The sequence below is a fragment of the Peptostreptococcus stomatis DSM 17678 genome (assembly GCF_000147675.1).
GTDB classification, from domain to species: Bacteria; Bacillota; Clostridia; order Peptostreptococcales; family Peptostreptococcaceae; genus Peptostreptococcus; species Peptostreptococcus stomatis.
The window spans coordinates 26,732-51,185 of the sequence record NZ_ADGQ01000050.1 but is presented as its reverse complement, the minus strand read 5'-3'; the positions used below and the strand labels follow the sequence as shown (position 1 = coordinate 51,185).

At 35.5% G+C, this 24,454-nt stretch carries 21 protein-coding genes and 1 other annotated feature; of the genes, 2 read left to right on the top strand and 19 right to left on the bottom strand.

Going from position 1 to position 24,454, the window contains the following annotated elements; translation table 11 throughout:
• Nucleotides 1-40 precede the first annotated feature (40 nt).
• The 3 genes from purF to HMPREF0634_RS04455 form a co-directional block, all read right to left on the bottom strand.
• The gene (gene purF / locus HMPREF0634_RS04465) at nucleotides 41-1,462 is read right to left on the bottom strand and encodes an amidophosphoribosyltransferase (protein WP_007789375.1); all 1,422 of its coding nucleotides are present in this window, start codon (nucleotides 1,460-1,462) and stop codon (nucleotides 41-43) included.
• Nucleotides 1,463-1,739: 277 nt separating this feature from the next.
• On the bottom strand, nucleotides 1,740-3,386 hold the full coding sequence (gene gltX, locus HMPREF0634_RS04460; protein ID WP_007789424.1) for a glutamate--tRNA ligase: 1,647 nt from the start codon (nucleotides 3,384-3,386) through the stop codon (nucleotides 1,740-1,742).
• Between the two features lie 227 nt (nucleotides 3,387-3,613).
• Nucleotides 3,614-5,065: a VanW family protein gene (locus HMPREF0634_RS04455; protein ID WP_007789449.1), complete on the bottom strand. Its 1,452-nt coding sequence runs from the start codon at nucleotides 5,063-5,065 to the stop codon at nucleotides 3,614-3,616.
• A gap of 317 nt (nucleotides 5,066-5,382) precedes the next feature.
• On the opposite strand from HMPREF0634_RS04455, the gene HMPREF0634_RS04450 reads away from it, so the two are divergent.
• Nucleotides 5,383-6,066 carry a LexA family transcriptional regulator gene (locus HMPREF0634_RS04450; RefSeq protein WP_007789478.1) on the top strand — a complete coding sequence of 228 codons (684 nt, stop codon included), beginning with the start codon at nucleotides 5,383-5,385 and terminating at the stop codon, nucleotides 6,064-6,066.
• Between the two features lie 45 nt (nucleotides 6,067-6,111).
• On the opposite strand, the gene HMPREF0634_RS04445 is transcribed toward HMPREF0634_RS04450, so the two are convergent.
• From HMPREF0634_RS04445 to HMPREF0634_RS04410, 8 genes are all read right to left on the bottom strand, one after another.
• Nucleotides 6,112-6,447, bottom strand: a complete 336-nt coding sequence (locus HMPREF0634_RS04445) for a hypothetical protein (protein WP_050786355.1) — start codon at nucleotides 6,445-6,447, stop codon at nucleotides 6,112-6,114.
• Nucleotides 6,448-6,610: 163 nt separating this feature from the next.
• Complete coding sequence (locus HMPREF0634_RS04440; RefSeq protein WP_007789390.1) at nucleotides 6,611-7,381, bottom strand: ribonuclease H family protein; 771 nt, start codon at nucleotides 7,379-7,381, stop codon at nucleotides 6,611-6,613.
• Between the two features lie 65 nt (nucleotides 7,382-7,446).
• Nucleotides 7,447-8,040: a TVP38/TMEM64 family protein gene (locus HMPREF0634_RS04435; RefSeq protein WP_007789353.1), complete on the bottom strand. Its 594-nt coding sequence runs from the start codon at nucleotides 8,038-8,040 to the stop codon at nucleotides 7,447-7,449.
• Between the two features lie 107 nt (nucleotides 8,041-8,147).
• The gene (locus HMPREF0634_RS04430) at nucleotides 8,148-8,723 is read right to left on the bottom strand and encodes a zinc dependent phospholipase C family protein (protein WP_007789407.1); all 576 of its coding nucleotides are present in this window, start codon (nucleotides 8,721-8,723) and stop codon (nucleotides 8,148-8,150) included.
• Nucleotides 8,724-8,806: 83 nt separating this feature from the next.
• Nucleotides 8,807-9,760 (bottom strand): TIGR01212 family radical SAM protein, encoded by a 954-nt coding sequence (locus tag HMPREF0634_RS04425; RefSeq protein WP_007789471.1) that lies wholly within the window; start codon nucleotides 9,758-9,760, stop codon nucleotides 8,807-8,809.
• On the bottom strand, nucleotides 9,760-10,326 hold the full coding sequence (locus tag HMPREF0634_RS04420; protein ID WP_007789388.1) for a hypothetical protein: 567 nt from the start codon (nucleotides 10,324-10,326) through the stop codon (nucleotides 9,760-9,762). The genes HMPREF0634_RS04425 and HMPREF0634_RS04420 overlap by 1 nt, the downstream gene beginning before the upstream one ends.
• A 4-nt stretch (nucleotides 10,327-10,330) precedes the next feature.
• Entirely contained in the window at nucleotides 10,331-11,134 is an 804-nt protein-coding gene (locus HMPREF0634_RS04415) for a Cof-type HAD-IIB family hydrolase (RefSeq protein WP_007789359.1), read from the bottom strand.
• A gap of 9 nt (nucleotides 11,135-11,143) precedes the next feature.
• The gene (locus tag HMPREF0634_RS04410) at nucleotides 11,144-12,409 is read right to left on the bottom strand and encodes a competence/damage-inducible protein A (RefSeq protein WP_007789445.1); all 1,266 of its coding nucleotides are present in this window, start codon (nucleotides 12,407-12,409) and stop codon (nucleotides 11,144-11,146) included.
• A 175-nt stretch (nucleotides 12,410-12,584) separates the two neighbouring features.
• Here HMPREF0634_RS04410 and HMPREF0634_RS04405 point away from each other — a divergent pair, with 175 nt between their 5' ends.
• Complete coding sequence (locus tag HMPREF0634_RS04405; RefSeq protein ID WP_007789377.1) at nucleotides 12,585-13,481, top strand: D-alanine--D-alanine ligase; 897 nt, start codon at nucleotides 12,585-12,587, stop codon at nucleotides 13,479-13,481.
• A 68-nt stretch (nucleotides 13,482-13,549) separates the two neighbouring features.
• Here the strand turns inward: HMPREF0634_RS04405 and HMPREF0634_RS04400 are convergent, their stop codons facing one another.
• The 8 genes from HMPREF0634_RS04400 to aroC all read right to left on the bottom strand — a co-directional run bounded on the left by HMPREF0634_RS04400 (nucleotide 13,550) and on the right by aroC (nucleotide 24,446).
• Nucleotides 13,550-15,754, bottom strand: a complete 2,205-nt coding sequence (locus HMPREF0634_RS04400) for an amino acid adenylation domain-containing protein (RefSeq protein ID WP_007789422.1) — start codon at nucleotides 15,752-15,754, stop codon at nucleotides 13,550-13,552.
• Between the two features lie 174 nt (nucleotides 15,755-15,928).
• The gene (locus tag HMPREF0634_RS04395; RefSeq protein ID WP_040565756.1) at nucleotides 15,929-16,822 is read right to left on the bottom strand and encodes an alpha/beta hydrolase; all 894 of its coding nucleotides are present in this window, start codon (nucleotides 16,820-16,822) and stop codon (nucleotides 15,929-15,931) included.
• A gap of 225 nt (nucleotides 16,823-17,047) precedes the next feature.
• Entirely contained in the window at nucleotides 17,048-18,448 is a 1,401-nt protein-coding gene (asnS, locus tag HMPREF0634_RS04390; RefSeq protein WP_007789399.1) for an asparagine--tRNA ligase, read from the bottom strand.
• Nucleotides 18,449-18,522: 74 nt separating this feature from the next.
• Nucleotides 18,523-18,736: a binding site (T-box leader), on the bottom strand.
• A gap of 67 nt (nucleotides 18,737-18,803) precedes the next feature.
• Complete coding sequence (locus HMPREF0634_RS04385) at nucleotides 18,804-20,375, bottom strand: fibronectin type III domain-containing protein (protein WP_007789468.1); 1,572 nt, start codon at nucleotides 20,373-20,375, stop codon at nucleotides 18,804-18,806.
• Between the two features lie 77 nt (nucleotides 20,376-20,452).
• Nucleotides 20,453-22,312 carry an asparagine synthase (glutamine-hydrolyzing) gene (asnB, locus tag HMPREF0634_RS04380; RefSeq protein ID WP_007789469.1) on the bottom strand — a complete coding sequence of 620 codons (1,860 nt, stop codon included), beginning with the start codon at nucleotides 22,310-22,312 and terminating at the stop codon, nucleotides 20,453-20,455.
• 202 nt (nucleotides 22,313-22,514) lie between these two features.
• Nucleotides 22,515-22,976, bottom strand: coding sequence for a shikimate kinase (locus HMPREF0634_RS04375; RefSeq protein WP_007789436.1), 462 nt, complete (start codon nucleotides 22,974-22,976; stop codon nucleotides 22,515-22,517).
• Nucleotides 22,977-22,978: 2 nt separating this feature from the next.
• Entirely contained in the window at nucleotides 22,979-23,293 is a 315-nt protein-coding gene (locus tag HMPREF0634_RS04370; protein WP_007789438.1) for a chorismate mutase, read from the bottom strand.
• Nucleotides 23,294-23,369: 76 nt separating this feature from the next.
• On the bottom strand, nucleotides 23,370-24,446 hold the full coding sequence (gene aroC, locus HMPREF0634_RS04365; RefSeq protein ID WP_007789461.1) for a chorismate synthase: 1,077 nt from the start codon (nucleotides 24,444-24,446) through the stop codon (nucleotides 23,370-23,372).
• Nucleotides 24,447-24,454: the final 8 nt, after the last annotated feature.

Sequence of the window (24,454 nt, the reverse complement as noted above, 5' to 3'; positions counted from 1 at the left end):
TAATCTATTTACTTGTATACTTATAAATTTACTCTTAAACCTATAATACTATCTTGCTACTACAAGAGTTGGTTTTAGATGGGTCACTTGGTATTCCACCTGCATACTTTCCAGTAAAGCAGGCATCACAATAGTCAAGACCTGGACATAATTGTCCAAGATCCTCTATATCCAAGAAACCTAAAGAGTCAGCATTTATGCTTTCTTTTATCTCATCAATCGTATTATTGACAGCAACTAGGTTCTCACTACTTGGAACGTCAGTACCATAATAGCATGGATGCTTAAATGGTGGAGAGCTGATCCTTACATGTACTTCAAGGGCACCCGCATCCTTTAGCATTTTAACTATGTTTCTTATAGTAGTACCCCTAACTATAGAGTCGTCTACCATCACTACCCTCTTGCCCTTCACTACGTCCCTAATTACGTTTAGTTTAGCTTGGACACCGGCAGTTCTCTCATTTTGTTTTGGCTTTATAAAAGTTCTTCCAACGTAACTATTCTTGTAAAAGGCCATTCCATAAGGTATGTTTGACCCCTGTGAATATCCTACTGCAGCTGCTAGACCTGACTCTGGTACACCAATAACAAGATCTGCGTCAACCGGGTATTTTTCTGCTAAGATACTACCAGCCCTTACCCTTGAAGAGTATACACTTTGTCCATCTATTATACTATCGGTTCTTGCAAAATATATATATTCGAATATACACCTTGATTTTACAGGAGCATGGTAGATCCAGTCAGAATAAATCTGACCATCTACTATGGTTACAATTTCCCCAGGTTCAACATCCCTGACAAATTCTGCACCTATAGTATCCAAGGCTGCTGATTCAGAACTTAAGAAGTATATGCTGTCCTTCCTTCCTATGCATAGGGGTCTAAAACCTAATGGGTCTCTGGCTCCAATTAGCTTTGAAGGACTTCCTACTACAAGAGAAAATGCCCCTCTTAACTTCTGGGCTGCAGATTTTACTGCATCCTGTATAGACAGAGTATGTAATCTTTCTCTAGCTATAAGATAGGCTATAACCTCAGAATCTGTATTAGTCTGGAAGATTGCGCCAGTTGTAGCCAAGCCCTGCTTCAACTCTGCTGCATTAGTCAAGTTACCATTGTGGGCCATTGATAGTATCCCCTTCATATAGTGAATTACAAATGGTTGGGCATTTTCACGCCCTATTCCACCTGCTGTAGAATACCTAACATGACCAACTCCTAGGTTACCTTTTAATGATCTCAAGACATCCTTGTTGAAAACTTCATTAACTAAACCACTATCCTTATGGAACATTACGTTCCTTCCTTCTTCATTTGTATCTGTAACCGAAATACCAGCACTTTCCTGTCCCCTATGTTGTAGGGCAAATAGACCATAGTATATATAAGATGCTACATCTTGACCACTAAAGTCAAATGCACCAAATACCCCGCATTCTTCTTTTAATCCTGCCATTATCATTTCTCCTCTATAAGTATATATAAATTTCGTACATTTATTTCCTCATATATATATTTTATTCGTATTTACTATTTTTTGCAAGACTAAATACGTATTTTTTTATAAAAAAAGTGGCAAAGAATTGAATAATGTCGAACTATATCCCCCTTGCCACTCGTTTAATATTCGTATTTGTATGTTCTTCTCGAATTATATACTATAACTCGAATAAATTGCTAGCTGAATGCTAGAAAAGATAAATATAAAACACTATTTAATATCACCAAAAATTTTATGCTAGTGTTTCGAGATACTTTTCAATTCTTGCAAGTACTCTATCACGGCCCATAACCTGTTGGATACTCCATAAGTCTGGTGACTGTTGTCTACCAACCACAGCAACTCTAATGGCTGTAGATACATCAGTAATATTACCCTTGTAAAGTTCCGGTTCATTCTTAAAGGCCTTATTATTTGATGTGAATCCATTTGTATCAGTTATAGTTTTTACCTTTTCAAACCAAGCTTCATTGGTATCATCCTGGTTATAAGTATCTATATATGCCCTTAAAATTACCCTTGCATCCTCTTTTGATACCCTTTCAGGCAGGTTATCAACATACTTGAAATCTTCATCAAAATAATATGATACAAAGTCCATAATCTGACTACAGTTCACTAGGTCTTTTCTAGGTTTCTTTCCTGACCTTCCAATGGCCAATAGCCTGCTTAGGTCATCCCTATACTTAACTAGAAGCTGGTTGGCATCCTTATCGAACTTTTCAGACCAAGCCATCATAAAATCAAGGATTTGGTCTTCACTCATCTTTACTAGGACATCCTTGGAGATGTCATTAAGTTTATTTAGGTCAAATAGGGCACCAGATGAACTCATATTTTTTGTCTTAAAGGCAAATTCCCTGTAAGACTTGTCTGGATTTTTCATCCTCCACTCTTCATAGTTAGAATTCATCAAAGTCATAAGATACTCTGTAACTGCCTCTGGAAAGTAGCCATCCTTCATATAGTATTCTAGGGATAACTCAGGATCCTTTCTCTTAGATAACTTTCTCTTCTTGTCATCTTCTACCTTCATTAGGTGGGCAGTATGGTTGTAGTTAGGTCTTGTCCAACCCATAAGGAAGAATAGCTCTAAGTGTATAGGTAGGGTAGATAACCATTCCTCACCCCTAACCACATCTGTAACCCTCATAAAGTGGTCATCCACTACATGGGCAAAGTGGTAAGTTGGTATACCATTTTGCTTAAGTATTACTACATCAAGATTGTTTTGTCTAACATTTATTTCACCCCTGATACCATCCTTAAACTTCATGGCAACTTCTGGGTCCCCACCAGACTTTAGTCTTAAAGTCCATGGCTTACCGGCATCAAGATTTGCCCTTATCTCTTCTAGACTTAGGTTTCTGTCAGTAGCCCATTTTCCATAATAGCCGGTATTGACACCAGCCTTTTCCTGTTCTTCTCTTATTATGGCCATTTCTTCTTCTGAAACGAAAGATGGATATGTAAAGCCCTTTTCTGTAAGATACTTGGCAGCAGTCTGATAGATTTCCTTTCTATCACTCTGTCTGTAAGGTCCATAAATACCCTTTTCACCATCTAGGCTTACCCCTTCATCAAATTCTATACCGAAGAATTTCAATGATCTTATAATCAGTTCTTCAGATCCTTCTACCTTCCTCTTATCATCTGTATCCTCAATCCTTAAGAGCATAGTACCATCATTAAGATGGGCTATTCTCTCATCTACAAGGGCTCCATAAAGGTTACCTAAATGGATAAATCCAGTTGGGCTCGGCCCCAACCTTGTTACCTTGGCCTTCTTGTCAAGGTTTCTTTCTGGATATAGGTCTTCATAGTATTCTATCGTCTTATCAACATTTGGAAATAGCAATTGTGCTAACTCTTTACTCATTACACTCGTCCTCCATTTTTAATCAGTATTATTATATCATATATTATTCATTTAAACTATGATTAAAGTTTACTTATATATAAATCATACAAAGCCATGCAGATTAATCTAAACCCATAAAAAATAGAGAGTAAGCCTAGTCTTTTCTATATAGAAAAGACTAGCCATCACGACTAGTCTGTATTATTTATAATATATATTATGCTAAAAATTTCATTTAGTAGATTTTATGCTCCTGCACCTGGACTTGCTGACTGACCTCCACCTGGTGCTGGTGCTGGAGCTTGTTGCTGTGGTTTTGGCGCTACTTGACCCGGCTTGCTTGGTTTTGCTGCCTTGGCTGCACCCACCCTAACAACACCTACCTGGGCTGGGTAATTACTATAACCTATCTTTTCAGACTTAACAAGATTTCCCTTTTCATCCTTGTACTGTCTATATGTAACAACATTATATCCTGCTCTTGAATATTTTTCTACAACCCTTGCACCTGCTGGTAGACTAGGATCTGAAACAGTCTTACTTCCACCACCATAAGAACCTAGGACCTGAGTTGCTATATCTATATTCTTATAGTCGCTTGAAGCCCCATACACTTCAGATATAACCTTGCTACCATATGTATAGTTCTTTATATATACATTGTGTTTGAATGGGTTCTTGAACTTTAGGTCCTGACCTGGATTACCATCAAATACAGTAGCATCCCTACCCATATTCACATAATCAGAAGGTATTGTATGACTCCTTCTAGTAGTTATTTCCATACCTGATAAAAGGGCTGCATTGAATATAGTTGATGAAGTCTGACAAACACCACCACCGATACCCATTACTAACTTACCGCTTTCTATTACCGGAGCTGCCTTATATCCCCTAGCTAGGGTTTTCTCACCAGTTAAACCGTTGAAAGAATATTCCTGACCCGGCTTTAAAACTATTCCACTTGAATCCCTTGTAGATTTTTCTATGTTATAGTTTCTAGAAGAAAGCCCCCCATAAACTGTTGAATAAGCTCCTAGAAGAGTATCTATTCCCTTTAAGTCTGCCTTAGTAAATTTTGCAGGTTCCAGTTTAACTACCATTTCTGCATCAAACTTATCAGTTCCTAAGTTTTTAACCAACTTGTCATGTGATGCTTGAAGGTCCATTGTCTTACCAGGTTCATCTGCTACTATAGTAGTCTTTTTAGTCTTGTAATCATAGTCTAAAGTAGCTTCCTTAACCTGACTGTCCAACTTTGATTTAACCTGTTTTAAACTTTCATTAAGCTTACTATCATTATAGTTCATATCAAGGGCAACACTAGCCTTGCTACCTAAATCTGCCTTCAGAGTTCTGGCTAGATTAGTAAAAAAGCCATTCTTCCTATTATAATTATAGGCAGAATCTACAGTTGAATTATAATTTATGTTTAAGTCTATGTCACTTGCAGAAACCTTCCACGACTGATTGCCATAATACATCCTAATATTTTTCAAAGTATCTAATGATTCCAATTTTGCCAGGGCCTGACTCTTAGTCATGCCACTAAGATCTACATTAGCTACTCTAACGCCCTTTAATATCTTATCTGATGCAACCTGCATAGATAAGGCACCCGTACCTATGGCTAATATACCAACTAGTACAGCAGCGGATATTATTACCGCCTTTTTATGTTCTTTTAATATATTCATATATCCACCTCACCAACAATTATATTACTCTTTTTTCATTATACTACATAAACAAAAATATTCAAGCAGGCTTTATGATTTATATTGTAAATTTTTGATTAATTAGAAAATTCACAGTTTAAATATGACTAGTACCTGCTCATTAAATTGTAACTTTTAAAGTATCATTTTAGTATTATAACATATATCTAGGATAAAAGAATAGGAAATTTTAAAAATATAGAAAAATATTCCAAATAATAGTTGCGTTTTCATAACTATATGTTATAATAGTATATAGATTGATAAATCGACCAAATTACGAGGAGGTAGCAAGTATGAACAAGGAATTATTCATAAATAGATTAAAGGCTGCTATGAAGAATAAATCGATAAGCCAATACTCTCTCTCCAAGATTAGCTGTATTAACAGGGGAACAATTAGCTCTTATATGTCTGGAAAATATCTTCCCAAACAAGATAAAATATTCATCCTAGCAGACATATTAGAGGTAAACCCTGAATGGTTAGCCTGTAATTCAGATAGCATGGACAGGATAGACCTTAATACACAAAGTACCTTTGATGATGGTCTTTTAATAAATTCATATCCTTTTGTCGATGCAGGTGTATCTGCAGGTCTAGCAAACGAAATTGAAGCCCAACAAGACATAGACCTAGTTAATATACCCGACCTACTATTAGGAAGGTATGCCGGTAGGAAAGACCTTCTTCTTATGAGGGTAAATGGTGAAAGTATGAACAGGGTCATACCTAATGGTTCTTTAATTGGTCTTATCACTAATGTATCTCCTTCTTCCCTATCAAATGGAGATATTGTGGTTTTTTCCAATAATTATGAATACAGTGTCAAAAGGTTTTTTAAAGATAAGAAGAATAAAAGATATATATTTAGTCCTGATAGTTATGAAACTTGTTTTGATGATATAATCATTCCTTTTGATAATTCTGATGGTTTAAATATTATAGGTAAGGTTATAATGTACAACACGGTATTATAGAGATAAAAAAAACACAACATCTCTGTTGTGTTTTAAAGTCAAAATTTAAGAAGCTGCTCTATTGTTCTTTCTGTCTCTTTCCCTATTGTTCTGTCTTGCTCTTTCAAGCCTTTCACGTTCAAGTCTCTTAATCAATGGCTTGTTGACTGGTGCAAACATCTTGCGTCCATGATATAGGGTAAGCGAAAGAGTTATAAAAATAATAGAACCAAATAAAACATACCTGTAGAATACTACAGATGCCTGTACACCTAAAAATAGGTTCATAATTAAAATAGTCGCACTCAAAGCAAGGGATACAATAACTGAAAATACAAAAAGTCTTATTATTCTACTCCAAAAACTACTTAATTTAATTAACAAGTCTCTCAATATTTTCACCATCCCTTCCCAAAAAATTCATAATTTGTATCATAATTTCCATAAATTATATTCATCCTACTAATATAATAACAAATTATGACACTTTTAGCAATTATATTTTACAATTTTTTTTAAATAAATCTGAGGAATGTTTATTTTGCTTTAATAAAAATATCAATACTTATATAAATACTGCTTGTTTAGCTAGTTTGTCAGCCATATCATTATACTTATCACCACTATGGGCCTTTACTTTTTTGAAGCTAATATTGGTTTTTTTCATAGCCTCAATACAAAATTGCCTATAATAAATAGTACCTTCCTTGTTGGCTTTCCACTCTCCTGTACACCATTTTTCTATACCTTCATAGTCATAATATATAAGTAAATCTCTGTAACCCCTATCAATACAGTACTTCATGGCCAAAATTGACGCTTCGATTTCTCCTGCAACATTTCTCATTGAAACATAATTTGGGTTCTTGCCTGTGTTTGAGATTGTATCTAGTATTTTACCATCTTGCAAAATTACCACACCTGAACCATAAGTTTTACTTGCATGTTCATAACTTCCATCTATATATGCTTCAATAGTGCCAAAAATATGGTTTTTTTCATCATTTTTGTCCATATATTGATTTTTTGTGTTTTTTATATCTATATTTTCTTCTTTTAAAGTGTTTTTTTTCTCGTTTTTAATTTCTAAATTACTTGCATTAGTATTTTTTATCTTTATGAAATCATCCTTAACTTGCTTGGTATCTTTAACAATGTCACCATCCTCTTTCCTTGCTAGATCTTTTACTAGAAAATCTATCGCTTCTTTAGGATCTTCAAAGGACTTATAGCTTGCATTAGGATATCCGCTTACTGAATCCTTGCAGTCCTCCCAAGTAAGGAAAATCCCCCTAACCTTTCCTCTTATAACTACATAATATTTTTGCTTCTTCATTTTTCTCCTCCTAGTTCAAAATATATTTTGAACATCTATATTCCTAACCCTGTATTTATATATACTTAATCCTTATCTTTATGCCTTTTGACATATATCTTGTCTATATCCTTGTTCATCTTGTTTGCCAATAAATAGGATCCAATCACTATTATAGCGACTACAAATATCTTAAGTGGACTATGTATAAAGCCTACCAGGTCACTACCTATATAGCTGGCAGTGAACATCATCAGAAACTTACCGAACATCATAGGTACTACAAAGTCTTTTAATTTTATATCACAGAATGCCGCCGCTATAGTCATAAGTGAACTCGGCAAAACTGGTATAGTATAAAATAGGAATACAACCTTAAATTGAGATTTCTTTACCTTATGTATTATATTTTCAACCTTTTGAGTCTTCCTTTTTTGAAAAAAATCTTTATGGGCAAGTCTCTTTACCAGTAAGAAAACTATTACGACCCCTGTGCAGGATCCCAGCCATGACACTAAAAAACCTCCTACAAGCCCATTGATAGCTGCATTTATTGCTGCTATAGCCATGATTGGAAGGGCAGGTATAAAGCTTTCTATACAGGCAGCCAGGTATCCTAGAACCAGGGATAAAATAATATTATCGCCTGCCCAGTAGAGAATCTGTTCAATATATTGCATATTATATCACCTTCTATTTTTTATTTATTAGGTATATTATTAAAATGAATCCCTCACCAAAATAGCAAAGTATAAAAAAAGTTCGTATAAGGTTTATACGAACTCTATTAGCATACTGAATGTGACTTGACTGTATTTTCTAAAATTGACTCTAATATATAATTTGTAACAGTATTACAAACATAAGTAGAATGCTTCAAGTCATTTTCTTCAAACTTACCATTTGACTTGTATTCTGAGTACAATTTATCGAAAAAGGCATCAAATCCTTCTAGGTACTGTTGTCTATCATTAATTATCTTATAGTCCTTAGCAACCTTAGTTAGGTTTCTCTCATATTGGATGTGGATTTTCATACTGTGCTTAAATTCCCACCTCTCGCTATGGGCTAGGCAGAAGAAATCTGTCAAAAAATGACAAACTACTCCAATTTCCTGGGATAGACCTGCCCTAGTATAGTATTGGTATAAATTATCCAAATTTAAACTTGATAAAAAATTTATCTTTTGTCTTACCATGTCATATGACTCATCTAAATAGTGTTTTTTTAATTTATACTTTGATACAATATCTGGCTTTATATTCCCATATATAAAATTCTTGCTATCCAAGAAAAACTGCTTATTGGCATCAGTGTTTTCTAGCAAGGACTTAGATATAATTATATGAGACTTCATCATCATATTAATCACCCTCATTCTCTTAGTATATTATATACCTCATTTCTTAATAAAATATTAAAAAAATCCGATTATTTTCACTAAATTTATACTTTTCTTGTATAAAATTTCCCTTGCCAACTATTCCTTCTCTTCAACTCATCATCGATAGCATTTAAAACTTCCCATTTCTTAAGACTCCACATAGGTCCTACAAGGTCTTCCTTCTTACCATCGCCTGTTAACCTATGTATGACCATTTCTTGTGGTAGGATTTCCAACTGATCACATACCAAGTCAACATATTCTTCCTTGGATAAAAGTTTTAACTCGCCCTTATTCAGCATGTTAACCATGGGAGTCCCCTTTATAACATGGAGCAAGTGAATCTTGACGCCCTGAATATCCATGTGGGATACCCTTCTAATAGTCTCCATCATCATATCATAAGTCTCTCCAGGCAGACCATTTATCACATGTGCTACAACCTCTATTTCCCTTGATCTCAACCTATTCACACAATCTACAAAGACATCCAAGCCATGGCCCCTATTAATTATATTAGAAGTCTGATCATGGACTGTTTGTAGACCTAACTCTACCCAAAGATTGGTTCTAGTATTTAGTTGAGCAAGATAGTCCAATAAGTCATCATCTATGCAGTCCGACCTGGTTGATATAGACAGACCTACTACCCCATCCTGGTCTAATATGGTTTCATACTTGTCCTTCAAGACTTCTAGTGGTGCATATGTGTTAGTAAATGCTTGGAAATAGCCTATATACTTAGCCTGTGGCCACTTCTTTTCCATCATTTCCTTTATGTCTTTGAATTGCTTTACCAGGTTGTCCCTAGGATTACCAGCAAAGTCACCTGACCCATCCTTGCTACAATATGCACAGCCACCATAACTAATACTTCCATCTATATTGGGACATGTAAATCCAGCATTGATAGATACCTTAAATACCTTTGTTCCAAACTTTTCCCTTAGATAATAGTTCCAGGTATGGTAGCGCTTATTTTCTATCTTGTACTTAAATTCTCTATTTTCCATCATTAATCATTTACCAACCTAACACCAGCAGCTATGAAACTAATGCCAAAGACAATAGCTATAAATGATAAGACACTAACCAAAAACCTAGTAAAAAATAAGGGTGATATTATCAACATAAGCCCTAGTATAACCTTAATGATATCCCAAGTTCCAAAACTGTAACCCGCATAGTTCCTGCATTTTAGAAAATATCTTATCTCCTTATATAATAAGTATATTCCCAATAATATTGACAGAATCATATTAACCTGTCTTGGGAAAACAAATAGAAGTATTGACATCACTAAGAAACCTAAACACCTCAACCTCATCATATTAACCTGGCTTTTTACTGCATACTTATTCAACTCGTTAACTTCTTTGAATGCCAACCATGTAGCATATAGAAAACAAAGGGCTATCCCCCAGGAAAAAATGTTAATCCCAACTGATTTCCTAGAAATGCAGTAAAAACCAATAGAAAGGAGGATTACTCCCAGGATAATCAATTTCTTATAGTTCTTCTTATCATAGAAGTTAAGAAAGTAAATCAAATCCATATTATCCATATTAATTTTAAATCCCATAAACCTAACCTCCTATTTCTTCATTATAGTCTATTACCATCTTTATAGCATCTGCTACACTTGGGGTAGAAAAAGTTGCCTCCTTCTTAACCATATCCATAGCATCATCCATTGCAAAGCTCATCTTTATATTCTTCAACATGCTTATATCGTTTGGTGAGTCCCCTATAGTAACAACTTCATTTAAACATAAATTTTCCTTCTTACAAATAAACTTAATAGCCTCAAATTTTGATACGTGGGCTGGAACTATATTAATAGTTGTCTCACTTGATATGTAAACTTCTAAATCCGTGGAAAGTTCTTCCTTATATTTTTCAACCAATTTATTTAACTTATCCTTGTCTGGACTCAATATACCCACATTACCTACCTTATTTTCATAGGTGTCCTTATCCATAAAGCTTTCATCAACCTCATATCCCTTTGTAAAGTAGTCAGCTGATGAACCATCCCTAGCCATTATAATCTGGCCTTCATACTTGAAATAAATCACATCATCTACCATATCTATATAGTCAAGTGACCTATATACTTCTATAATTTTTTTAATTTGTCCATCAGTCAAACTAGTTTTTTGGATACATTTACCTTCTGGATCATAAATATATGAACCATTTTCACAGATTAAATACCCCCCACTAGCCACATCTTCCAGTATATTAACACTATGTTTATATACCCTTCCTGTCGCTATATTAAAACTAATACCATTTAACCTGGCTTCATTTATAGCTTCTATGTCACTAGGACTGATTCCACCCCTATATAGGGTTCCGTCTAGATCACAAAATATATTTTTTATCATAAAAGCCTCCTAATCATCTGTCAACAGACACCTTACTTCATTTAAGGCAGTCCTTGCAGCTCTTTCTCTGATTTTTCTCCTATCGCCTGTAAATACCCTCCTTATAGAGGTGACTTGACCCTTGTAATATAGGCCAATATATACCAGGCCTACTGGTTTTTCTTGGCTACCTCCACCAGGTCCTGCTATACCCGTAGTAGAAAGTCCTATGTCTGTACCAGCAGTCTTGGCTATGCCCATGGCCATTTCCTCTGCAGTTTGGCTACTAACAGCACCAAATTCCTCTAGGGTTTCTGGCTTGACATCCAGCCTCCTTACCTTAGCATCATTGGTATATGTTACACATCCTTCAATAAAAGAATTGGATATACCTGAATTATCTACCAAATAAGAGGCTATTAGGCCTCCAGTACAAGATTCCGCAACAGCTATTGTCTTTTTCTTTTCTATAAGTAGGTCTCCAACAAGCTTCTCCATTTCTGACTGACTTTCAGAAACAGAATCGTCACCTATCATATAAATATACTTGCCAGATATAGCCTTAATCTCATCTATTTTTCTTTCTATTAAACTAAGACATTCTTTCTCTTCCCTGGCTCTCGCAGTGACCCTAACCATAACCTCCCCCTCCTTGGCATATAGGGCAACAGTCGGGTTGGTCTGCTTATTCAATATATCTAATAATTCCATCTCAAGACCTGACTCGCCTATACCAAAAAACCTGATATACCTAGATAAGAATATATCAGGATTCTCATCTATCAGTAGGGGTAGTACCGAATTTTTAAACATGGCCTTCATCTCTCTAGGCGGACCAGGCATTACTATTATCCTTTTACCATCTTTCTTAAAGACTGCCCCTGGGGCTGTACCATTTTTATTAGGTATAATATCAGCCTCTTTAGGGAACATAGCCTGCTTGATATTATTCTTTGGTATCCTATCCCTACTACCACTATACCTTGCACACATGTCTTCTATTATGTTCCAAGATTCCTGGTCGACTACCATTTCCTGGCCAAAGTATTTAGCTGCGGCTTCTTTAGTTATATCGTCACCAGTCGGACCTAGGCCCCCAGTAGTAAGGACAATATCTGCCCTTTCAAAGGCTATTTCAAAAGACCTCACAAGCCTGTCTATATTATCACCTAAAGTCATCTGCCTATAGACATTTATACCTATGGCTGCAAGTTCCTTAGATATATATTGGGCATTAGTATTTACAATATCACCTAAAAGCAACTCCGTTCCGACTGAAATTATCTCTACATTCATTATATTTCCTCCTGGCCCTTGCCATCCGTCATTTCTCATAAATATATCTGTATAGGTTAATAATATCAAAAAACTTAAAAATAAACAAGTTTTATGCTCTTTTCCTTGCATGGTATCAAACATAGATATATAATAGACCATATAAGACTTTATAAAATTTATGGAGGGAATATACATGAAAGTAGCAGTAATATACGGTGGTATTTCATCTGAAAGAGAAATATCCTTAAGATCAGGTAAAGCTATAATAGATAATCTTGATAGAAATAAGTATGAAGTTATTGGCTGTCAGATTGATGAAATGACAGATGTATTTAAAATTGACAATGATATTGATATTGCCCTTATAGGCCTACATGGTAAATTTGGCGAAGATGGTGTAGTCCAGTCTATCCTAGAAGCCAAGGGTATCAAGTACTGTGGTTGTAACCCATTAACTAGTGGTATCCTAATGGATAAGAACTATACTAAGACTATAGCTAGGCAAAACAACTTGTTGACAGCCGATTGGACTAGTGTAAAGAGTGTGGAAGAAATTGACTATGGCCTAATTGACAGGATGGGCTATCCAGTATTTATAAAACCTAACTCTGGTGGGTCTAGTGTAGCGACATTCTTTATTAAGGACAAGAAGGACGTAGAAAATGCAGTAAGAGAAGGTCTAAAGTACGATGAAATCGTCCTAATAGAAAAATATGTCAAGGGTGTTGAATATACTTCTTTTATATTAAATGGCCAGGTCTTCCCTACTATAAGAATAACTTCTGACAATGAATTCTTCGACTTTGAAGCCAAGTACTCTACTACAAATGGTGCTAGAGAAGAAGTAGTTGAATTAAGCCCAGAGCTTGATAAAAAATTAAAAGAGGCTTCTAATACTTGTTGGAAAGTTTTTAACTGTAAGGGCTATGTAAGAGTTGACTATATCATTACAGAGGACCAGGATGTTTACCTACTAGAGTTGAATACCCTACCAGGTATGACTGAAACCAGCCTTATACCAAAGAGTGCCAAGGCTATGGGAATCAGCTATAAAGGCCTGCTTGATAAGTTAATTGAAAGTAGTCTTTAACAGATAGTGGCTAAAATTTAATATAGTAAATTAAAAGGGGTCAGTATAAATTGACCCCTTTTAATCGCTTATTCATTATCTATTATAGGCAAGGACTTCTTGTCCACCTTACCTATTGGTGTAACTGGCAAATGGTCTAGACACATTATATACCTTGGCAACATATGCGGCGGTAAGTTTTCCTTTAAAAAATCTTGGACCTTGTCAGGTGGATAATATCCTTCAAACGGCTCATAATAGGCATCTAGATATGTATCACCATCCCTGTCTTCCTTGTTAACGACAACTGAATTTTTAATTTCAGCTATCATATTTATCATGTTTTCTATTTCAAAAATTTCTATTCTTATACCCTTAATCTGTACCTGGGAGTCCATCCTACCCAATATAGAAATTGTACCTTCATCATCTATCCACTTAGCCAAGTCACCTGTCCTATACATCTTTTGTGTATACTGGTTATGCTTGAAAGGATTATCAACAAAGGACATCTTATTCTGTTCTTCCTTGTTAAGGTAACCATTGGCTATCTGTATACCAGATAGGCACAACTCTCCTGGTACACCAATGGCACAGACATTATTGTTGTTATCCAGTATATAGGCTTCGGTATTGTAGATAGGTTTACCAACTGGCACATTTTCGTAGAACTTATCAACCACGAAGGATGAGCACAAGACCGTAAATTCAGCAGGCCCATATTCATTTATTATCTTATATGACCTCTCTACATACCCCTTGAATTTGTCTCCCCCAACCTGGAGAACCCTTAAACCTGGACATGGGCAATTGGTCATAAACAACTTCCCTAAAATTGCAGGTAGGGCTAGAATAGTGATACCCTTTCTCTGACAATACACTTCTACTGTTCTCTCATTTTTCCTATGTACTTCTGGTATTATATCAACACATGCACCAACCAATAGATATGGGAATATCTGTTTCATTATAGCGTCAAAACTAAAGCTCAAATATACACCACACCTGTCATTTTCGTCAGCATTAATATAGTCATTTGAATAATAACACATATTTAGGAGGCTCTCATGCCTTACACTTATACATTTAGGTCTTCCCGTAGTTCCTGATGTGGATATCCTATAGGCCTCATCAGTAGGTTCATTACTTTGTGTCAATGGATAATCGTGTTCTAGTAGTTGAGGGTTATTTATATCTAGAACTGAGTACCCCCAATGCCTTTCCCCTATCCTCAACATCTGACTATCACAGGTTAATATCAGCTTAGTCTGACCATCCTCTAGGAGGTAACCCAGCCTTTCATCAGGGTTGGTCTTATCTATAGGGAAAAATATTGCTCCTGCCTTTAAAATAGATATGGCAGATAAAACTACATTCTTGTCCCTATCTTGCAAGACAGCTACGGTGTCACCCTTTTTTATGCCCATATGGTTTAGATAAGCGGCTATCTTGTCTGTTATCCTATCTATCTCCCTGTAGCTAATATCTTCCTTATAGTCACTAATAGCTATATTATCTGGTGTTTTTTCAACCTGCCTTTTAAGAAGGTCTACATATCCTATACTTGGGTTGAAGTCAAATACATTTTCGTTAAAGCTTCTTATAAATATCTGCTTATGTTCTTCCTTCATACTCTGTATATTTTTTATCTTGATATCCCTATCAGCTACTATCTGAGTCAAGATATACTTAAATAGGTATATAATACTTCTTGCAGTAGACTTATCGTAGAAACAAGGCTTGTAGGCAAGCTTTATCCTGATTTCATTTGAAACACTTACCTTCATATATATATCTATTTTCTGCATGTTTTCTTGTGAAACATTCTTGTCGTTTTTTACCTCATATATAAACAAGGTATTGATCAGCTTTTCATTTAGGCCTGTTTTAAAGCCACTAGGAGCCATCATATAGTAGTCATATTCTTTTGACTCTGTCAACTGGTCCATTACCTGTCTACAGACATCAACAAACTTTACATCGGTATCGTCTATTTTCAAACGCATTGGTAGCCACTTGTCAGTCTTTCCAAATACGACATCATCCTCATGGGTAAATCTTTGAAGGACTATGGCAAAGACAGTATCTAAAACTGCTTCAAATGACAAGTTGTTTTCATCACAGTATTTCAATAGGTTTTCATAGGGTGTTCTCTTTATAGTCTTTTGTATTAGGCTAAATTTGCCTGTATCTTCATTAAAAAAATCATTTGGAAACCTAGCCAGGGTTATATAGTCACCTAATAGGTTGTCCCAATATTCTTTTGCTCTTTTATAATGCTTTGTATCTCCCATATAAACACCTCCTTTACAGCTTTTTCTTAGCCTTATTTAGCTTAATTCAGTCTTTTATCTACATAAAAGATCTTATATCATATATTTCTACATATTATTACATATTAATACATATTTTTATCTAATATCATTCTATTTATTTATAATAAAATTGTCCTTTTAATATAATAGGGTCTACCTACTGGTTCTGGTTATAAATCTATCTATACGCTTTGCAGACATATCCTGTTGAATAGAAGTACCAGTTCTGGCCTCCCTATCTCCAGTAATCTTATCAACATCAGCAAAGTTAGTATTGTTGCCTCCTACAATTTCCATAAATTCAGCACTTGCAGGAAGGTTACTTTTATAGCTACTAAATTTTGAGAAATCTAATACCCCATCATTAGTTCCCCAAATAGTCAAAACTGGCTCGTTTATTAGTTTTAATTCATCATTTAGGGGATAAGTACCCATAAAGACAACTCCCACAATCTTCTTATTGCCTGCAGCAGCCTTGGCCGCCACCTCACCACTAGTGTTGTGGGAGACTAGGTACCACCTTTCATCCTTAGAGTTAGCGCTTATTATCTTGTTTGCCTTGTCAAAAGAGAAAAATGGATAATTCATAGGAATTTTAGCTATTACAACCTTGTATCCCCTAGCTGCTAACTTTCTACCTAATCCAATATAGCCCTTAGGTTCTATACCACTACTCGGGTATAGAATTATGGATTCTTTCTTACTCGTATTGTAGGGTCTTAATACAAGGTTATCATCCTTATCGTATATTATGTTAATTTCTGAGTCCGATTTTATAAGGTCTTGAGTATAAGCTTTAAGCTTGTACGTCTTATTTATATGAAATAAAAACATTGCAAATACAAGGATAATTGCAATTAGTATGGTCCTAATAAGCATGTTTTTAATTTGCTTTTTCTTCCTGGCCTTGAGTTTTTTCCTTTCCTTTTCCAACTGGTCACCAATTGATAAAGACTTTTCGAGCTCCATTGTTATACCTAGTGTATCAGATTCTATATTATTTTTTTTACTTTTAATCCTAACTTTTGAATCCTTTATTACCTTCAATAGACAGCCCCCTCTTCGTTCAATCAAATAACTGGCTTTACTATATACTCTAACTTATTTATAAAACGTCTAACAATTTCATAAATAGTTGTAAATAGAAACCATTCTGGTACATTTTATACTATTATTCTTTACTTAGTCTATATTGTCTATAATATTTATAGCATAAAGGGGAGGTATAACCTCCCCTAAAATATATGAAAACATAAAGAACTATCGATCTACTTAGAACTCGGCATTCTTTGGTGTTCTAGGGAATGGTATAACGTCCCTTATATTTGACATACCAGTTAGGTACATTATAATTCTCTCAAATCCTAGACCAAATCCAGAATGTGTTGCTGTACCAAACTTTCTAAGTTCAAGGTACCACCAGTATTCCTCTTCATTAAGACCTAGTTCCTGGATCCTATTCATCAAGACATCATATCTTTCTTCTCTCTGGGATCCACCTATTATTTCTCCGACACCTGGAACCAATAAGTCCATTGCCCTTACTGTCTTACCATCTTCGTTCATCCTCATATAGAAGGCCTTAATATCCTTCGGATAGTCTGTAACAAAGACTGGGGCATTGTAAACCTGCTCAGTAATGTATCTTTCATGTTCAGTCTGTAGGTCACATCCCCATTCAACTGGATATTCGAACTTTTGACCTGACTTGATTAGGATGTCCACTGCTTCGGTATATGTAATTCTCTTGAAATTAGAATTTAGGATGTTATCTAATCTCTCTAAGAGACCCTTATCGATAAAGCTGTTAAAGAAGGCCATTTCTTCCGGACAATGTTCAAGTACATAGTTGATTACATACTTAATCATATCCTCTGCTAAGTCCATGTTGTCTTCAAGGTCAGCGAAAACTATTTCAGGTTCTACCATCCAAAATTCAGATGCATGACGACCTGTGTATGAATTTTCTGCCCTGAAAGTAGGACCAAATGTGTATATATTCCTAAATGCTAGGGCCATTATTTCACCGTTTAACTGGCCTGAAACAGTCAGGTTGGCTTCCTTACCAAAGAAATCCTTACTATAGTCTACCTTGCCATCTTTAGTTAGTGGTGGGTTTTCCATATCAAGAGTAGTTACCCTAAACATTTCACCAGCACCCTCAGTATCTGAACCTGTAATAAGTGGTGTATGTGCATATACAAAGTTTCTTTCATTAAAGAACTTATGTAGAGCAAACGCAACTACTGACCTTACCCTAAATACAGCTGAAAAAGTATTTGACCTCGGTCTTAGGTGGGCTATAGTTCTTAAGTATTCGAATGTATGCTTTTTCTTCTGTAGTGGGTAACTAGAATCTGAATCCCCCTCTACTATAATCTTACTTGCATGTATTTCTATTGGATTCTTAGCATTATCTACCGCTACTAACTTACCTTCTACCAAGATTGATGAAGAAATGGCTAACTTAGACACCTGGGCAAAATTATCCAAGGCCTTTTCGTCAATTACGACCTGTAGGTTCTTGAAAAAAGAACCATCATTAACTTCCATAAAACCAAAACTCTTTGATATTCTTGATGTCCTAATCCATCCCGCTATCTTTACTGTCTTGTCTATATACTCTTCACTATTCCTATAAAGAGCCTTTACTTCTAAAAATTCCTTTTGCATAATTCCTCCTAATTAAACTATATAATATATTTTACACCTGGACTACCTAATAAATAAAAAAACACGTAGTCCACAAAAGGGACGACGTGTTATAATCGCGGTACCACCCTAATTACCGGCCAAGGCCGATCTCTTAGAAGATTTATAACGGTATCCAACCGTCTGAGCCTACTTTATTCGGTCAGAAACTCCTAGGTGTTCTTCATCATAAGTATATTACCAGTCTTACACCACCACCAGCTCGCTAAAACATTGACCTATGACTACTCTCCTAATCACTGTCTTTAAAATTCAATAACAAAAGTATAACAATTTTAAAATACTTTGTCAACGTTTATACTGGTATATTTCCTATTTATTCCAAGAAATTTGATTTTACATTAACAGGCTTGCTAAAAGTAGATACCTGACCATGTTCGTTGACAGCTATTATATAAAAATCGTAGTTTATCTTGCTCCTATCTATTTTTAGGGTAGTCGTATTTTTTTGTATATTCTTTGCCAGCAATATATGATTGCCTTCTTTTCCATTCTTATCCACATAGTATACCCTGTAGCTATATTTAGCCCCGTCTATCGGACTCCATCTTAATCTAACAGTGCTGTTTTCCCTATCTGTAACTGCCTCTAGGTTTTTAACGTACTTATTTTGGAATGAATTACCTATATGGCTAGATATATGTAGGACCTTGCTATTTTTTGTTTTTTCCCCATAGTAATTATTTCCAACTATATATATATCATAATCAAAGTCTGATCCGGCCCCTATATCAAACCTTAGAAGTTCTGACAACCTATTGCCAAATGGTATTCTGGCATTGTCTGCCCTTGTCCTGGTATATAGACTGTAGTCCTCACCCCTGATTTTGTCCTTAACATATATATCATAGGAGTTTATCCTAGAATTATGGTCCCAACCTAACTCTATATTTAACTTGCCATTATTAACATCATACCTATACTGAAAACTTTTTGGTTCAATATTTTCAAACTTAGCTGGACCCACACTCACAAGAGCCCTGTCAACCTTATTTCCACTCTCAGCTTCTATCAAGTATGTTCCCAACCTATTAGCCTTTACATTACCCTTTTCATCAATTTCTATCCCAAAACTAGTTTCAAGCCCACTTTCTCCAAAGGCCACCTTCTTGTTGGCATCATATTTATCAGAATCCAAGACCCTATATGTAACCTTAGTCTTCATATTTATCGGTAGGGTTGCAACCCTGGTATTTAAATTTTGGCTAGTATCGAGTTCTATATCGTATAGGTCTTCTAAATCCAACTTAGATACCCTTGGCTCAATCTTTATAGTGGTCTGGGTTTCCTTCCTATCATACCTGGATATCAGTTTTACTTCTCCAACCCCAACTGCTTCTACACTGTTGTTTTCCACCTTTAAGACCTTGTCATTAGTACTTATATACTTAAGTTTATAGCCTTTCTCTAATTTTTTAAAATCATCAATATCTATATTGGCATTAATTTTGCTCTTGTCACCATAATACCTAAGTGGCTTGTCAAAGCGAACCTGCATACTGGTTATTTTAGGATTTACTACCATTATGGTAGCCTTTCTCAAGACCCTATTTTTATTCAATACACCGATTGAAGCATATCCTACCTTGTTGGCAGTCAGCTTATCACCCTTGATTGATACCACAGACTTATTATCAAGAACGGCAAATTTTAGACTTGGCTTTTTAGCAAAATCTGGAACCATTATATATTCACCAGGTGATATAGAAACCGTGTCACCCAGTTTTATCACATACTTATTTACATTGGTAATAAAGGTACCACCTATAATTCTTATATCTATCCCCTTGACCATAGGACTAATGTAGCCATGTTTAAGCCCATAAAAAATTCCAAATAAAAGGAGAGGAATGACTGCTATTATACCTAATTGTCTTTTCTTATGCATAAGTAGTTCACTCCTCTCTATTTATATCTTTTAAATGTTGTTTTTATTGTACCATTAATTTTTAGACAAGGTGACAATTAATTTCCTGCTACTTCATCTATAAAGTACCTCTTGTACCATACTAGGAAGACCAATACTGTATAGATTTTTCTGGCATTGTTAGTTATACCATGATAATGGTCATCTAACAACTTATTAATCTTGTCCCTGTCAAAGAATTCATCTACATAGTCGGCATTGAAATACTCTTTTACAAAGTTATAATGCTTTTCTTCCTGAAACCAAAGTCTGATTGGAACTGGGAAGCCCTTTTTCTTTCTCTTATACCATTCTTCAGGTAATTTCTTTTCAGCAGTCTTTCTCAAAACATATTTAGTAGTTCCATGACTGATCTTCTGGTCTGAGCTGATACCTTCCCCAACCTTCATTACTTCCTTATCAAGGAAGGGAACTCTTAGTTCTATAGAATGAGCCATACTCATCTTGTCAGCCTTCTGTAGGATGTCCCCTTCCATAAATAGCTTGATGTCCAAATACTGCTTCTTAGTTATATCATCCTTACCCTTTACCATATCGTAAACTTCCTTGGTAATCTGCCTTACACTTCTAGACTTTTGGTATTTAGGCTTTAGGATATCCTTAGCCTCATCTTCTTCAAATATTAGGGCCTCTCCTATAAAGGTTTCTTCAACTGGTCTACCTGCCCTTAGTAGGGTAGTCTTTCCATGGAATTCTGGCAAGTGCTTAGCTATTGCAGCTGCAGGCTTTAGGATAAATCCTGGCAGTTTTTTAAGTTTTTTCTGACCAGGATCAGTATCATACCATTCATAACCACCAAATATTTCATCTGCACCTTCACCAGATAGGACAACTGTTACACCGCTATCCCTTACCAATTTGGACAGGAAGTAGAGTGGTAGTGTAGATGGGTTGGCCTGAGGTTCATCCATATGATACTGGATTTCTGCCAATTTACCTAGGCAATCATCTCCATTTATAGTCTTTCTTATATTCTCAATACCAAGTATTTTTGATAGGTCTGCTGCAAGAGTAGACTCATCAAAATTATCCTGTTCAAACCCTATAGAGAAAGTCTTATCAGGCATTAGACAAGCTGTTATATAGCTTGAGTCTATACCACCAGATAGGAATGCACCCGAAGCGACATCAGAACGTTTATGAAGTTTAACTGAGTCAGCAACTACATCCTCTATCTTCTTTATATTTTCTTCTAAACTTGAATGTGTATCATTGAAGTCAACATCCCAGTACTTCTTAATTTCCATCTTGCCATCCTGGTATGTAAAATAGTGACCTGCTTCTAGTCTCTTTACCCCCTTAAAGAAGGTTTCATCCTTTTGAGATGAATACTGGAAAGTCAAGTAAGGCCTTAGGGCTTTTTCATTTACTTCCTTCTTGAAGTCTGGATGTTCTAAGAAAGACTTGATTTCTGATCCTATTAACAAGCAGTCCCTACCATCCTTTTTATATTCATAATAGTATAGGGGTTTAATGCCAAAGTGGTCCCTAACTACAAAGGCCTTCTTTTCTACCTTGTCCCATATACAGAAGGCATACATACCCCTTAGTCTATCAACCAGGGCCTCACCATATTCAACATAACCGTGGATTAGGACTTCACTATCAGTATCACTCTTAAAAGTATAACCCTTGCTCATTAATTCACTTCTTATTTCTTCAAAGTTATAAATTTCCCCATTGAAAACAAGGACCTTATTGCCATCATGACTATATAGGGGCTGGCCACCAGCCTCAGACAAGTCAAGTATACTTAATCTCCTAAAACCAAGGGCAGCATCGTCATCATAATACTTGCCCCCCATGTCAGGTCCCCTGTGAACAATCCTATTCATCATCTTATCTAAAATCACTTCTTTGTTATTGCTATTGTCAAAAAATCCAACAAAACCACACATATATTAAATCCCTTTCTTATTTTGTCTATCCTTATATTTTGTCTTATATTTCGTCACTAATTTAAACCAAAAATTAGTTGATATATTAGCATTATTTTATATAAGTACCATAATACCATAAAAATGGATATTTTTCAATTTATAGGCCTCCATAATAGAGCTTTGCTTTTAGGTTTATTTTCTACTCATTTTAGCTTATAGCTTAAATTGTCAAATAATGCTTGGCTATGGTGTGTATGGTGTCATAAATATCCTCATTAAAGATTTTAAGGTCACAAACGGTCTCATATCTTATATTCCTTTTCTTGTATAGTTCTTTTAGTACCTGAGGTCCCCCCTGAGAAAGGGGTCTACCATCTATAGCAAGTTCATCTAGGTTTCTATCGATATAGTAGACTATATTGGTTGGATTTTTAATATAGGTTAAGTTTTCATCCTTGGTAAGAATGCCGCCACCAGTAGCTATAACCTTACCTTGTTCCTTAAGCACCCTTTTTAAAGCATCTGATTCCAAACTCCTAAAATGACTTTCACCATACTTTTCTATGATTTCACCTGGTTTAGACTTATTTTCCTTGTATATAACTTCATCTATGTCTATAAAGTCCCTATTCAGAAAGTAGGCCAATTTCTTTCCTATTGTAGTTTTACCACTACCTGGCATACCTACGAGAATAATATTTTCTTTTTTTTCTTACATTCTTCTTGTAGTTCTTTATATGAGGCGAAGTTTTTAGACTGCCTAGCCTTACTTACAGCAAATATTTCTTCAAAAATATCCAATATTGCCTCATCCTTCAGGTCGTAGTCATTTATAAGTCTATCTTTTATATAGGATTCCCTATCCTTATTTTCAATTTCCAGTCCTTCGATATACTTGTATAGGCCTACCTTGTCAACTAAATCAAATCTCCTATTTAAGAGCTCAACTAGGTCCCGATCTACCTGGTCTATACTTGTCCTAATCTGTCCTAAATCCATAATATACTCCTCAATATAATATATATTGCCTATAACCTATTCCATTTAATTGATTAAATCGAAAAATAAAGATTATTTATAATACAAAATCTGCCAAACTAATTGCAGTCATAGCCTCAACTACCGGTACCATCCTAATGCCTATACAAGGGTCATGTCTACCCTTGATTTCTATTGTAACATTTTTTTTAGTAAGCAAATCAATAGTTTTCTGTTTTATTCCAATGGAAGGTGTAGGTTTTACGGCCAGCCTAAATACTATAGGCATGCCTGTAGATATACCCCCTATAATACCTGCAGAATTATTAGAGTAGTAACCTATACTGCCATCATCCTTATAGTACATCCCATCATTATGATCTGAACCTAGCATATCAGCTACCCCAAATCCCTGTCCAAATTCTATACCCTTGACCCCTGGTATAGAAAATAAATTTTTTGATATGGATGATTCTATTCCCTCAAACATAGGGTTACCGTAGCCAGCCTTTAAACCCACTACACCGCATTCTATAATGGCACCTATACTATCCTTATTTGACCTAACCTCATTTATATAGTCTTGCATTCTTCTTCCAACCTCCTGATCAATGGTTGGAAAATCAGCATTTTTTAGTTTTTCCGTATCATCATAACTTAGGTCCAATAAATTGTAGTTTGCATCTATAATCGGTCCTACCTTGTATAAATGTGCGCCAATACTTATACCCTTATATCTCAAAAGCTGGATTAGTATACCTCCAATCACACAAATAGGTGCCGTTAACCTACCAGAAAAATTGCCTCCACCTCTCATATCAACCCCATCACCAAACCTAAGTCTGGCCGTTAAGTCAGCGTGGGATGGTCTAGGACTTTTAGCAAGATCAGAATAGTCACTAGACCTGTGGTCGGAGTTTTTAATTGTAAAGGCAATAGGTGTTCCTATAGTATATCCATCTAATAAGCCACTATGAAAAACTGGCCTATCTTCCTCTTTTCTAGGACTAGTTAGTTTGGTCTTGCCAGGGGCCCTCCTGTCAAGGAAGGCTTCTAATTCTTCCATATCTATTTTAATACCAGAAGCTAGGCCTTCTACCACACCACCTATTGCAGGTCCATGAGATTCTCCAAAAATATTTATTTTTATCCTGTTTCCTAATATCCAAGTCATACAACCAC